Origin of the sequence: Tenacibaculum amylolyticum, from assembly GCF_964511145.1 — a bacterium.
GTDB lineage: Bacteria > Bacteroidota > Bacteroidia > Flavobacteriales > Flavobacteriaceae > Polaribacter > Polaribacter amylolyticum.
Window position 1 is genome coordinate 19,772 of record NZ_CAZEFZ010000009.1, and the last position, 13,377, is coordinate 33,148.

General features: G+C 31.2%; 13 protein-coding genes and 1 riboswitch. Of the genes, 6 read left to right on the top strand and 7 right to left on the bottom strand.

From position 1 onward, the window contains the following. Positions 1 to 25 precede the first annotated feature (25 nt). The gene (locus tag ACKTTC_RS04710; protein WP_408038650.1) at positions 26 to 934 is read right to left on the bottom strand and encodes a DUF6607 family protein; all 909 of its coding nucleotides are present in this window, start codon (positions 932 to 934) and stop codon (positions 26 to 28) included. A 96-nt stretch (positions 935 to 1,030) separates the two neighbouring features. Here ACKTTC_RS04710 and ACKTTC_RS04715 point away from each other — a divergent pair, with 96 nt between their 5' ends. The 3 genes from ACKTTC_RS04715 (at position 1,031) to msrA (ending at position 4,480) form a co-directional block, all read left to right on the top strand. Then, positions 1,031 to 3,082, top strand: a complete 2,052-nt coding sequence (locus tag ACKTTC_RS04715; protein ID WP_408038651.1) for a TonB-dependent receptor plug domain-containing protein — start codon at positions 1,031 to 1,033, stop codon at positions 3,080 to 3,082. 38 nt (positions 3,083 to 3,120) lie between these two features. Further along, positions 3,121 to 3,756, top strand: a complete 636-nt coding sequence (locus ACKTTC_RS04720) for an HmuY family protein (protein WP_408038652.1) — start codon at positions 3,121 to 3,123, stop codon at positions 3,754 to 3,756. A gap of 124 nt (positions 3,757 to 3,880) precedes the next feature. Further along, positions 3,881 to 4,480 (top strand): peptide-methionine (S)-S-oxide reductase MsrA, encoded by a 600-nt coding sequence (gene msrA / locus ACKTTC_RS04725; protein WP_408038653.1) that lies wholly within the window; start codon positions 3,881 to 3,883, stop codon positions 4,478 to 4,480. 29 nt (positions 4,481 to 4,509) lie between these two features. Here the strand turns inward: msrA and ACKTTC_RS04730 are convergent, their stop codons facing one another. The 5 genes from ACKTTC_RS04730 to ACKTTC_RS04750 all read right to left on the bottom strand — a co-directional run bounded on the left by ACKTTC_RS04730 (position 4,510) and on the right by ACKTTC_RS04750 (position 8,524). Next, a complete protein-coding gene (locus ACKTTC_RS04730) occupies positions 4,510 to 5,625 on the bottom strand; it encodes an ABC transporter substrate-binding protein (RefSeq protein ID WP_408038654.1) in 1,116 nt (371 codons plus the stop codon). Between the two features lie 3 nt (positions 5,626 to 5,628). Next, positions 5,629 to 6,162 (bottom strand): alpha-ribazole phosphatase, encoded by a 534-nt coding sequence (cobC, locus tag ACKTTC_RS04735; RefSeq protein ID WP_408038655.1) that lies wholly within the window; start codon positions 6,160 to 6,162, stop codon positions 5,629 to 5,631. After that, positions 6,147 to 6,911, bottom strand: a complete 765-nt coding sequence (locus tag ACKTTC_RS04740; RefSeq protein WP_408038656.1) for an adenosylcobinamide-GDP ribazoletransferase — start codon at positions 6,909 to 6,911, stop codon at positions 6,147 to 6,149. The genes cobC and ACKTTC_RS04740 overlap by 16 nt, the downstream gene beginning before the upstream one ends. A 64-nt stretch (positions 6,912 to 6,975) precedes the next feature. Then, on the bottom strand, positions 6,976 to 8,010 hold the full coding sequence (cobT, locus tag ACKTTC_RS04745) for a nicotinate-nucleotide--dimethylbenzimidazole phosphoribosyltransferase (RefSeq protein WP_408038657.1): 1,035 nt from the start codon (positions 8,008 to 8,010) through the stop codon (positions 6,976 to 6,978). A gap of 10 nt (positions 8,011 to 8,020) precedes the next feature. Next, positions 8,021 to 8,524: a bifunctional adenosylcobinamide kinase/adenosylcobinamide-phosphate guanylyltransferase gene (locus tag ACKTTC_RS04750; protein WP_408038658.1), complete on the bottom strand. Its 504-nt coding sequence runs from the start codon at positions 8,522 to 8,524 to the stop codon at positions 8,021 to 8,023. 97 nt (positions 8,525 to 8,621) lie between these two features. On the opposite strand from ACKTTC_RS04750, the gene ACKTTC_RS04755 reads away from it, so the two are divergent. The 3 genes from ACKTTC_RS04755 to ACKTTC_RS04765 all read left to right on the top strand — a co-directional run bounded on the left by ACKTTC_RS04755 (position 8,622) and on the right by ACKTTC_RS04765 (position 12,743). Continuing rightward, a complete protein-coding gene (locus ACKTTC_RS04755) occupies positions 8,622 to 9,560 on the top strand; it encodes an ABC transporter substrate-binding protein (protein ID WP_408038659.1) in 939 nt (312 codons plus the stop codon). Between the two features lie 9 nt (positions 9,561 to 9,569). Next, a riboswitch (cobalamin riboswitch) is annotated at positions 9,570 to 9,763 on the top strand. Positions 9,764 to 9,800: 37 nt separating this feature from the next. Further along, the gene (locus ACKTTC_RS04760) at positions 9,801 to 11,672 is read left to right on the top strand and encodes a TonB-dependent receptor plug domain-containing protein (protein WP_408038660.1); all 1,872 of its coding nucleotides are present in this window, start codon (positions 9,801 to 9,803) and stop codon (positions 11,670 to 11,672) included. A 3-nt stretch (positions 11,673 to 11,675) separates the two neighbouring features. Then, on the top strand, positions 11,676 to 12,743 hold the full coding sequence (locus ACKTTC_RS04765; RefSeq protein ID WP_408038661.1) for a YncE family protein: 1,068 nt from the start codon (positions 11,676 to 11,678) through the stop codon (positions 12,741 to 12,743). 101 nt (positions 12,744 to 12,844) lie between these two features. Here the strand turns inward: ACKTTC_RS04765 and ACKTTC_RS04770 are convergent, their stop codons facing one another. Beyond that, complete coding sequence (locus ACKTTC_RS04770) at positions 12,845 to 13,357, bottom strand: DUF7935 family protein (RefSeq protein WP_408038662.1); 513 nt, start codon at positions 13,355 to 13,357, stop codon at positions 12,845 to 12,847. Positions 13,358 to 13,377 lie beyond the last annotated feature (20 nt).

Below are 13,377 nucleotides of genomic sequence, written 5' to 3' on the forward strand. Positions count from 1 at the left end.
GATTTTACTAACAAAATAGACACATTTAATTCAAAAATTGATCAATGATTTCATTTACTTCCTTCTTAGAAGCATCTGCTTTTAAGGCAAATAAATGAGAGTATAATTTTTTGTTTTTCACTTTTGGTTGTAAAGTAATATCTTTTTTCATGTCAAAAGTTTTATCCCATTTTTTACGAATTTTCTTCCATAATTTTTTGTTCTCTTTCCACCATTTTTGAGCGGCTTCACACTCACTGTCAGCTACTTTTACATAAGTGTTATGACCTTTTTCCTGAGCTAATAAGAAATCTTCTTCTCCGTCTTTACGAATAATTTTATCATTATCCTGGTCGTGAATCCAACCATTAGTTGTGATTTCATGTCTGTTTCTTCTGTGTAAAACATTATAATCAGATCTTGTAGTAAGCTCTCTTCTAGCTAATGGAGCATCTGTATTATTTTCCCAAAAACTTTTACCATCTACGTGCGTCCAAGTAGCAGTTCCTTCATAACGAGGACTATCGTCTACTTGAAATACTTTTTGTGTCCATTGACCTTCTACTTGGTCTTTAGGTAATTGTACGTATTTCCAATGATGACCTTTATCAAACATAAATAAGTCTTGGTTTTCAAATAACCAATCTTGTCGCCAATGCTTTACAATGTGTGGATGATTTTTTGGCCCTACGATTAATAAATGTTGTAATTGAATTTCATTGCTTTTGTCTGTAATAACTTCTACCCATTCTAAAGCACTTTCTTGCTTCATTTTAGATGGTTTGTATAAGCTGTCTTTTGAATAGTTAAATGTTTCAGCAAAATTAAAACCTACTTTATAACAACCACTCATAGCTTTAATAGCTTTAATGTCTAAGTCCTTTTTATCTTTTTCTTGACCAAAAGTGGCCGACATACCAAATACTACTAGTACAATTAATGTCAGTTGTTTCATTCTTGTAATTGATTTTTAAAATTAATACTGCAAATTTAATACATTTATTTAGATTGAATAAAAATAAAATATATATTTGCATCAAAATTATTAAGAATGTTTCTAAATAAGGTTGTAGGATTATTATTCGTATTAGTTTCTTTTTCATTAGTGGCGCAAGAGAAGTCAGTAAAGAAAGATACTGTAGATAATAAGTTAGATGAAGTTGTAGTAACCGCAACAAGAACGAAAAGACAGTTGGCGTCTTTACCAATGCCCGTGACATTAATTTCTAAAAAACAAATTTTACAAACTGGAGCTACCAGATTACGTGATATTATATTAGAACAAACAGGTTTAGTAATGGTTTCTGACTTTGGAAACTCAGAAGGAGTACAGTTACAAGGAATAGATGCAGAGTATACGTTAATTCTTGTGAACGGACTTCCATTAATAGGAAGAACTTCTGGAAATATTGACTTAAATCGACTTACTATTAATAATATTAAGCAAATAGAGATTGTAAAAGGACCTTCTTCTTCTTTATATGGATCTGAAGCGCTTGGAGGTGTAATTAATATTATTACAGAAATTCCTAATAAAGACGAAACCACGGGAAGTGTGAGTTATATGACTCGCTTTAGAGCTAGAAGGGAATTAGACTTAAACGCAAATATTACGCATAGAAAAAATAAGCTAGGAATAGATGCAGGAATTAACTTGAATTCTGGTGGAGGATATGATTTATCTCCAGAGAATCCTACTCAAACAGCTTTTCCTTACCAAAATATGACAGGTAATTTACGAGTGTTTTATGATTTTTCTGATCGATTTAAGATGAATGCAGATGCTCGATATTTTAATGAAAAAGTTTTCAACCCAACAGGCGATGCTTCTAGAAAAGATGCTGGATTATCATTAAATGCTACTCATAAAGTAACAGATAATTTTACACTGAATTATTTACTATATGGAACAAAGTTCAAAACAGAGAGTGTATTTAATGGAGAAACATCTGTATTCGATCAAACTTTGTATAGACCAGAAGTTAAAGCTGAAGTAAATTTAAAGAAAGGAACTTTAATTGCTGGAGTTGGAGGAAATTTTGATGGGTTAGAGAGAACTTTTTTTGATGGAAAAGAACAGTTTAATGCACAATATATATTCGGACAATTTGATACTAATATTACTGATAGAATAAATGTAATAGCTGGTTTACGTTTCGATAACTTTAATAAGTTTAAATCAGCATTTAGTCCAAAGCTTTCTGCAAATTATAAAATAAACGATTGGATTACTACTAGAGCTTCTATTGGGTTTGGTTATAAAGTACCAGATTTTAGACAGTTATTTTTCAATTTTAGAAATACAGCAGGAGGTTATGTTGTGTTAGGAACACAAGTATTACACGAGTTGTATGGGAATCAGCCTGAAGTAATGAATTTGGCGAGAGAGTTAAAACCAGAAAGTTCTATAGGATATAATATAGGTTTTCAGTTAAAGCCAATATCAAAACTAAATGTAGATATCAACTTATTTAGAAACGATATCAAAGATTTAATAAACACGTTTGTTGTTTCTAGAAACTTTCCAGATTTATTAAACACTACTGTTTTTTCATATGAAAATAGAGATCGTGTATTTACGCAAGGAGCAGAAGTAGACCTTTCATATAAATTGAATGCAAATATTAAAGTTTCTGCAGGGTATCAGTTCTTAGATACTGGAGATAAACAGGAAATAGAGAAAATAAAAAACGGAGAAGTGTTTTTTAGAAGAACACCAACATCACCATCAGAAATTTTGTCAATCAATAATTATTTCGGGTTAGCAAATCGTTCTAGACATATTGCAAATGCAAAGTTATTCTATGAAAATTATGAGCATGAATTCTCAGCTAATGTAAGAGTATTGTATAGAAGTGGATATGCATTATTCGATACAAATAATAACGAAGGAATTATTGACGAATTTGATGATTTTGTAAAAGGAAATACACAGGTGAATGTAGCTGTTCAAAAAACATTTTACAATACGATGAATATGCAAATAGGAGTAGATAACTTATTTGATAGTACAGGAACAGAAAATATAGATGATTTTCAAAATCTAGATGCAGCTAGGCGTTTAGGAAGAAATTTTTATACACGACTTCAATTCAACTTTTAAAAATAATAATAACAGAAAATTAATAAACACTAATACATATGAATCGCTTAAAATTAATTTTATCATTACTAATCATAAGCATCGTAGCTACGTCTTGTAGCGATAACAATGATAATGTGAATGCATTACCAGTAGAATCAAAAACAGTAACAAATTTACCAGCGCCACAAACAACTGATTTTACTCAGAATCCACCTGTAACTTCTGGAGACTTTACTAAGTTTAGCTTTAAAGCAGGAACAGCAGTAACAGATGATAGTTGGGATATTGCTTTTAGAGGAACTACAATTTTAGTAAACGGAGGAACTCAAATAGACGGACTTACAGGTCAGCCAGCAAGAACTGGAAATGCAGCTTTAAGTTTAGAAACAGGAACTTTTGCAAGTATTACTACAGCTCCAGCTGATGCAGCATTTTCACAGGATGCAGCAGGAAGTTACGCATTAACAACTGGTAGTGGTAATGGATGGTATACATATGCTGGGCCTCCAACACACTTAATTAGCCCAATCGCAGGAAAAGTTATCGTAGTAAGAACTGTTGATGGAAACTATGCGAAGATGGAAATTACAAGTTATTATAAGGATAACGATCCAGCTAATCCAGCTAATGGAAGATTTTACTCATTCAACTATATATATAACCCAAATGTAGGGGATAAAAATATTCAATAATCATCATTTGTTGAATTTTGTTAGTTTTTTAATTGAAGCTATTCGGGAATACCGAATAGCTTTTTCTTTTATAAATAATGAAAGAAAGAAGAATTACTTACGACCAAGGTGTAAAACCGAAACAATGAAGAAATTATTTATTATTTTATTTTTAGGAGGCTATATTGTATCTAGTGCACAATCTAAACAAGACAAAGTAGCTTATTTTGCTAGTGGTTGCTTTTGGTGTGTAGAAGCAGTTTTTGAAAGTGTAAAAGGTGTAGATGAGGCAGTATCTGGTTATGCAGGAGGGCATACAAAAAATCCAACCTATAGATCTATTGGTACAGGAAGAACTGGTCATGCAGAAACTGTAGCTGTATATTACAATCCAAAAGTGGTAAGCTTTGAAACCTTGGTATATGTGTTCTTTGGTTCACAAGATCCAACAACAGTAAATGGACAACATCCAGATTATGGAACGCAATATAGATCGATAGCTTTTTATACGAATAATAAAGAGAAGGAAATTATAGAAAAAGTAAAAAATGAATTAAATAAGAAAGTATATGATGGAAAGATAGCTACTGAAGTAACAAAGCTAGATAGGTTTTATAAAGCAGAAGATTACCATCAAAATTACGAGCGTTTACATCCAGAAAATCCTTATGTTCAGAATGTTTCCATTCCTAGGTTAAACAGATTTAAACGTAAGTTTCCTAACTTATTAAAAAAAGGACATTAAATTAATGCCCTTTTTTTATGCTATTTATATTATTCAACCAGGCTGAAAAAACGTAGTTTATAATCTTTCAATAATTCTGGATTGGTAATTTTTATTAAATCTTTTAATACTAAATCAGGTCTAACTGGAGCAAATTCAAAATATTCAATTCCACCTGTAGCACCTTTAACTAGTGAATTCGTATAAATCTTATCTTTAGTGAATGGTGCGAACTTATTGTAATGTTTATTAGCATTTATCATTTGTTCACGAGTTGTATAGAGTCCGCAACCTATCCAATAATCAGCAGATTGTCCTTTATCTAAAACACTTTCAAAACTAAGTTGTAAGCTACCGGTTCCGTTAGTCTCTTTCCATAAATAATCTAAATTGGCATCTGCAAAATATTGTGCAGTAAAACTTTTTCCAGCAGGTACATACCACACGTCTTTAAACAAACTACCCGAGAGAATAGTAGGTTTTGTTGTAGCTTTTTTTGCTATTTGTTTAGCTTCGTTATAGCTTTTTTCAATAGTATTAAAAACTTTATCAGCTTCTTTTTCTTTTCCTAAAAGAACCCCAAAAAACTTAATCCATTCGGCTCTACCTAAAGGAGTTTCTTCTAACCAATCACCATCAAAAACAACAGGGATACCAGTTTTTTTAATGTTATTATATAATTTATTATTAGGATGTAGCGCAAAACCAACAATAAGTTCAGGATCTAAATCTAATAGAATTTCGGTATTCATACTTTGTTCAGAGCCTAATTCGGTTATAGCTCCACTATCGATTAATGCACGTGTTTTTTTTGAAGAAACATATTTTGTGTTTGGAAAACCAACAATAGCATGTTCACTACCTAAAAGCTCTATCATTGGTACATGTGTAGTACTGGTAACTACTAGTTTTTGAACAGGGATTTTTAATTTATTTTGTGTAATATCGTTTTCATCTGAAAGTTCAAATTTGAATTCTTCAGATGCATTTTGAAATACCTTTTTTAAAACTAAATATCGTTTTCCGTTTTCAGTGACGATATCAAAGCCTTTTGCATATTTTATTTGTGTTGGAGTAGGAGCTATGTTTTTTTTAGCGCTCGTTTGTTCTTTTTTACAGCCAATAAAGCATAAAAAGAATGTACAGATTAAGAAAGCTTTTTTCATTGGTTATAATTCTTTTGTATTGATATGTAAAATTTCTCCGTAAGCCACTTTTAAATCAAAAGAGTTAGTTAATGGAGTTTGGTGCCAATAAGACCAAAGGCTTCTGATAACACCAGCATGGGTTACAATTAATACTTTTTGATGTTTTTGTTGTTGAATGTCTTTATAAAAATCAATTGTTCTTTGTTGTAGTTCTACATAAGATTCTCCATTCTTTGTAGAAACGTTTACAAAGTCTTGCATCCAAGGATCTGATTCAGCCTTAGGAATGGCATTCCAGTTTTTTAATTCCCAATCTCCAAAATCTAATTCTTTTAAACGATCATCAAGAATAACAGGTTGTTGAAATTGATTTGCTAGTTTTTTACAACGAATAAGTGGACTTGAATAGATGGCATCGAATGTGTGTGAAGCTAATTCAGAAGTGATTCTTTCTGCTTCATCTACAAAAGTACTTGCTACATCCAAGTCAGATTGGCCATAACAAATTCCTTTTTCAATATCTGGAGTGGTATGTCTGACTAAAAAAACTTCCATATAACTATTAATGATATGTAAAAAACAACTTCAGCAACTTGCTGTAAAGCACCTGCACAATCTCCAGTTTGTCCACCAATCCATTTTTTAAAGAAACTTCCCATGTATAAATAAGTTATAAATAAAGGGATCAGAGTAAGAAAAACTATTGGATTATTAAAAAAGATTAGTGGAAGTATACCAAAAAAAGCAGAAATCAGTAACGATTTTGTGCTCATTTGCTGTGTAGTAGGTTTCACTTTAGAACTATCGATATCTCTTACATATTCATGTGTGTAGAGTAGGATAGTTGCTATAAATCGGCTAATAGCATGACCAGCAATAAGTACTAATGGAATAGTAGTGATTTCAGATAACTCATCTAAGTTAATAAACTTCAATGCTAGAATACTGATCAAACCAATGACACCAAAGGTTCCCAATCTAGAATCTTTCATAATAGTTAAAATTCGTTCTTTGGTCCAACCACCACCAAAACCATCACATACATCAGCAAAACCATCTTCATGAAAAGCACCGGTAGTCCATACAGAACTTATCATGCTAATTATAAGCGCTACTTCAGTAGAAAAAATGAGATTAGAAAGATAAAATATAAGTCCTGAAATTCCTCCAACAAGTATTCCTACTAAAGAAAAATAACGACTGCTTTTATTTAAGATTTCAGGAGAATGGTTTACCCATTTAGGGCAAGGAATTCTCGTAAAGAATAAAACAGCAGTTAAAAAATAATGGATTTGATTTTTCATTTTAAACTCTCAGATATTCATTTTTTATACTATTATTAACATCTAACATCTAACATCTAACACCTCACTCATTCGCTTCAGAAACACTGGCACTTTTAAAAGTAGCCATTTCATTTAGGAAACTTACAGCCGATTTTATTATTGGAAAAGCAACAGCAGCTCCAGAACCTTCTCCTAATCGCATACCTAAATTTAAAAGCGGTATAGCGTTTAAGTGTGCTAACATTTTTCTATGACCTTGTTCGCCAGAAGTATGAGAAAAAATACAATATTCTATTATATTTTGATCTATGTAATATGCCGTTAATAATGCTGATGTAACAATAAAACCATCAATTAACAATGTCATTTGTAACTCAGCAGCTTCTAACATAGCACCACACATCATTGCAATTTCAAAACCACCAAAATGTTGTAATACATCTATAGGAGTGTTAATATTATTAATATGTTTATCATACACTTCTCGTAAAATAGTTGCTTTTTGCTGAATACCTTTATCATCTAATCCAGTACCACTACCAACACAAGCTTCAATAGAAGTTTTGGTGAAATAACTCATTAATAAAGATGCAGCAGAAGTGTTACCAATTCCCATTTCTCCAAATCCGATAACATTGGTGCCTTTTTCATGTATTTTTTTTACAATAGTTCGCCCTTTTTCTAAAGCAGTATTCACTTCAGTAGCAGACATAGCAGGTTCTTGGCTATAGTCTTTCGTTCCCATAGCTATTTTGTAATCTAGTAATACATCTGATTTTTCAAATACACCATTTACACCAGCATCTACAATATGTAAATTTAAATTATGCTGTTTGCAAAAAACATTAATTGCAGCACCTCCATTTAAAAAGTTTAACACCATTTGTTGCGTTACTTCTTGAGGATAAGGACTCACAGGTTTGTTTTTTACAATACCATGGTCTCCTGCAAAAACAACAATAGTAGGTGCTACTATTTTAGGAGTTAATGTATTTTGAATAGCACCTATTTGTTTAGCAATGGTTTCTAAAGTACCAAGTGCACCAATAGGTTTGGTTTTATAATCTATTTTCTCTTGTAACTGTGTATGTAACTCTTTTGAGATAGGTGTAATCATTTATATACTATTATTTTAAAGTTAAAGGTAACCCGGAAACCATAAATGTTGCTTTATCTGCTTTTTGAGCAATAAATTGGTTCACCCATCCTTGCAATTCTGTAAATTTTCTGCCAACTTCTGTTTGTGCATGTAATCCCATCCCTATTTCATTTGAAATAATAATGATATTAGCATTAATATTGGTGAGTAATTCTATTTGATCTTTAGCTAGCTTTAGAGATTTGTTGACATCGTTTTTGGTATCTAAATAAAAATTAGTCAACCATAATGTAACACAATCAATAACAACTGTAGTGTTTTCTGATATTACTTTACTAATGTCCTTTTCTTCTTCAATAGTAGTCCAACGTTCATCTCTATCCGAAATATGTCTGTCTACACGTTTTTGGAAATCTTCATCCCATATTCTTGAAGTTGCTAAATAATATGGAGTATTAGATAAAGACTCGGCTAATTCTTGCGCGTATTTGCTTTTTCCAGAACGTTCACCACCTGTGATGTAATAAATCATATAGAAGAAATAATTTGAAAGCAAAGATTGAAAAGATTTTTTAGAAAAGAAAGTTATCCTTAAGAACTATGTATTTTTGCTGAAATAAAATACAATTATGAAAGTAGCTTCTTTTATGCCAGCTGTTACACAGATGATTTATGATATGGGCTTGCAAGATATGTTAGATGGAATAACATTTGAATGTCCAACAAAAGCTTTAGAAGAAAAGCAAGTTGTGGTAAAATACAAGCTGGAAGGACAAGTGTTAACTAGTGAAGAAATTAATGCAATCTTTTCTAAAACAAAAGCAGATGGAGGAACTTTGTATTATGTAGATGAGCCACTTTTAGAAAACATAGCTCCCGATATTATTTTTACACAAGATGTATGTGATGTATGTCAAATAGATACAGAATCTGTAGCTAGATCAGCATATAAATTACCCAAAGTTCCAGAATTAATTTCTATTACTCCAAATTCTTTAGAAGATGTATTCGATAATGCATTGACAGTAGCTAAAGCCATGGGGAAAGAAGCTATAGGAATTGCTTACATAGAGAATTTAAAAGAACAAATCTATGAGATTGTAGATGTACAAAGACAACATAAAATTCAGTCTAAAAGTATCATGTTATTAGAATGGATAGATCCTTTATTCAATTGTGGACATTGGATTCCTCATCAAATAGGTTTTGCCGGGGGAATAGATTTATTATCGCATCCTTCAGGGGATAGTATTGTAATATCGTGGGATAAGATTGTAAAGTATGATCCAGAAGTATTGGTAATAGCACCTTGTGGTTATGGAATTGAAAGAACTATGGAAGATATGAAATTCCTAACTGAAAGAGCAGAATGGAGTTCTTTAAGAGCCGTGAAAAATAAACAAGTATTTATAGCAGATTTTGCAATGTTTACTCAATCATCTGCAAGCACGTTGGTAGATGGTATAAAATGTTTAGCAGCTATGATTCATCCAGAACACTACACTATTTCAGAAGATTTAAAAGTTAAATTCGCAAATTATCACGATTTAGTAGCTATTAATTTATAAATATACGATACATTTGTCCAAATTTTTGGTTTTTCTTCAATGTTCAATTGAAAAAAATTAAAAGGGAATTCGGTGTAAAACCGAAGCTGTACCCGCAACTGTAAGCTGAAAAGCTTGTAGCTATTACTCTTTAACCACTGCGAAAGCGGGAAGGTAAGTTACAAGACGCAAGCCAGGAGACCTGCCAAAAATTCATTACTAACAAACCTTCGGGCTTAAAGGTTTTTTATGTGGATTTTAATGAGAAGATTAATATTTATTTTACTGTTTGTTAGTGCTCAGATAATTAGTGCGCAAAGCGATACAATATTTAATCGTTTGAATGAAGTAGTAATTCAGGCAAATAAACGATTGTCGAAAACATCTAAAGCTTATAAATTATTAAAAATAAATGATTCTGTTATTGTAAATAATGTAGAATCATTCACTAGTTTACTCCGTTTTAATACACCTATTTATTTTAGAGAATTTGGACAAGGAGGAACAAGCTCTCCAAGTTTTAGAGGAACTAGTGCTTCTAATACTGCAGTGGTTTGGAATGGTATAAATATTAATTCTATAAATAATGGGCAAACAGGTTTTAATTCACTAACAGTAGGGCTCTATGATGAGCTAAATGTAAGGAGTGGAGGAGGAAGTATAGAGTTTGGGTCTGGAGCTATTGGAGGAACTATTCATTTGAATGATGTATTGACATTCTCCGAAAAAAAGAAACTTCAACATCAAATTTTTACTGCAGTAGGTAGTTTTACAACAATTAACTCATTATACAAGCTAAAGTATAATTCCTCTAAATATGCATTTAATTTAGGGTTTTCATTTAATACTTCAGATAATGATTATCCATTTATAAATTCAGATTTTAGAAATGCAAATGGTGCCTATAAAAATTACACTATTAATTTATCAAATGCATATAAGTTTTCTGAGAGGTTAGTTTTAGATGCTTATATGACGTATTATTTTGGAGATCGATTGTTTTCTGGAGAACTGCCAAACCCTACAGCAGCAAATGATCAATATAAAGATATAAATTATAGAAATCTATTATCGTTAACGTATAATTTAAACAACTTAAAATTAACAGGTCGTTTAGCCTATTTATTTCAAGAATATCGCTTTTTTGATGATAAAGAGACAGGTAGTTTTAATTTCGGGCAATCGAAACGTGCTTTTTCAGATCTTACAGCAGATTATAACTTTAAAAAGTTAAATGCAACTTTAACCTCTAATACCAGATTTGAACGTGTAAAGGGAAGGACAGACCAAATTCTACCTCAGTATAGAACTGAATTTTCTCAATCGTTTATTTTCGATCATAAAGTAAAACCTAATTTTTCGTATGATCTTAAAATACGAAAAGAATATAATTCAGACTTTAAAGTTCCATTAAGCTATGCTGCTGGATTTAAATTAAAACCATTCTATTCTTTTTTTATAAGAGCAAATGCTTCAAGAAATTTTAGAGTTCCTACTTATAACGATCTTTTTTGGCCGGGGCAGGGAAATCCAAATTTAATCCCTGAAACTTCTTTTCAAGGAGAGTTAGGTTTGGGATACAAGAGTAGCAATGTTTTTATTGATGTAGCTTATTTTAATATTGATACTAAAGATAAGATAGTTTGGACTCCCAATGGAGATCCAAATAGACCAGGTGTTTGGGTGCCAATTAACTTAAATGAAACGTTAAATCAAGGAATAGAACTCACTTCTAAAATAAGTTACAATTTCTTTAATGATTATAAAATGAACCTTAGGTTAAACTACGTGTTCGTTCATGCAAAAAATAAGAATACAAATAGATTAATTCCCTTTGTACCTAAGCATATAGCTAATATAAATTTAAGTGTATCAAAAGGGAAATGGTCAATGTTTTACCAGCAGCTGTTTAATGATCAGGTATTTACTACAGAAAGCAACTCGTTGGATTTTGTTGTAGATCGTTTCTTTGTTTCAAACATAGGAGTGAATTACAAATTAATAAATACAGAAAAACAACAATTAGGTGTAGGATTAAAGGTTAATAATCTTCTAAACTCAGATTATGAAATCGTTCAAAATAGACCCATGCCTGGAATTAATTACAATTTTAATTTAAACTATAAATTCTAAACAATGAAAAAAATCAATTTCATTTTTAAAGCTTTATTATTAACAAGTGTACTTTTTCTTGCTTCTTGTAGTGATGATAATGAACAAGGACCAAAAGGAGATTATGAAAATGGTGTTTTAATTACTGGAGAAGGTTCAGGTGCAGGTAGTGCTACAATATCATTTGTTTCTAATGACTATACGACTGTAGAAAGTAAAATTTACAGTAAAGTTAACGGAGTTGACTTAGGAACATTCTTACAATCGATGACTTTTAATGGAGATACTGGATATATAGTAGTAGATAACCAGAATACAGTAACGGTTGTAAATAGATATACTTTCGAAAAACAGGGAGAAATATCAACAGGACTTCAAGTTCCTAGATTTATGGCAATAGCAGGAAATAAAGGATATATTACCAATTGGGGTGCAGGTTCTTTTGGAGATAATATAGATGATGATTTTGTAGCTGTTGTTGATTTAACTACACTACAAGTTACTTCTAAAATTAATGTAGTAGTAGGGCCTGAACAAATTGTATATCAAAATGGTAAAATGTTTGTATCTCATAAAGGTGGTTATGGAAGTAATAATAAAATAACTGTTATCGATACAACAACAGATACTGTTGAGAAAGTTATTGATGTAAAAGATAAGCCAGATGAATTAGGTTTTAAAACAAATGGAAACTTAATCGTGTTAGCAGGAGGAAATGAAGCATGGACTGGAAATGAAACAGCTGGAGCTATTATTACAATAAACACAAATACATTAGAAGTTGATTCTGAAGTTGTTTTTGCTGATGGAGTTCACCCAAGCTTAATGTATGTAGCAGATAACAATATATACTACAACGTAGGAAATGATGTTTTTGAGATGTCTGAAACAGCTACTACTTTACCTACTACTAAATTAGTAACAGGTGCAACAGGTTTCTTATATGGAATCGCTGTAAAAGATGCAAAACTATATGCATTAGATGCAAGTTTTACAGATATAAGTAAGATGAATGTATTTAATGTTACAACTAAAGAAGAGTTAAAAACTGTAGATGCTCCATTAGGTGCTTCTAAAGTTTACTTTAACTAATAATTTAAAAAAGTTTAGTTCCCCCTTTATTACACTTGTATTAAAAAAGGTTACACAATTTCATTTGTGTAACCTTTTTATATTTTTAGAACTTATTTTATTTATATAAGCTTCTTTACTTCTTGTTTAATAATGGCCACAGCAGTTTCGGTTGGACTCTCAATCTGAGAATAATCAATTAAAAGATTTTCTCTTAACTCTTTTGCGTTATCACTGTTTTCGGCAGTGCTTCTTATTTTGTTAATAATAGCAAGTTTAGATCCTAATAAAGCTTTCCAAGCATCTTCGTTTACATAAATTTGCTGCACTAAATTATGTTCAAATTCTTGTTCAATATTTCCAATAAGTAAATGTGCGTAACTATCGGCATCATTTCCAATAGGATTTACACGAGTTAAGAGCTTAGCAGGATTAATTCGTTCACAATATAATATCAAACGTTCATAAGCTTGTAATTTAACCGGTAAACTCTCTTTTTTCTTATTCATTAAAATTTCAAACTTTTTCTCTTTTTCATCTCTTTCTAGAAAAGCGCTAAACATAAAATAAGCAACTCCTCCAGTTACGAGTGCAGGCAAGGCAAATGCTAACCCTTCAATTATTTTGTCTTCCATGTATTATATATATTCAGTTT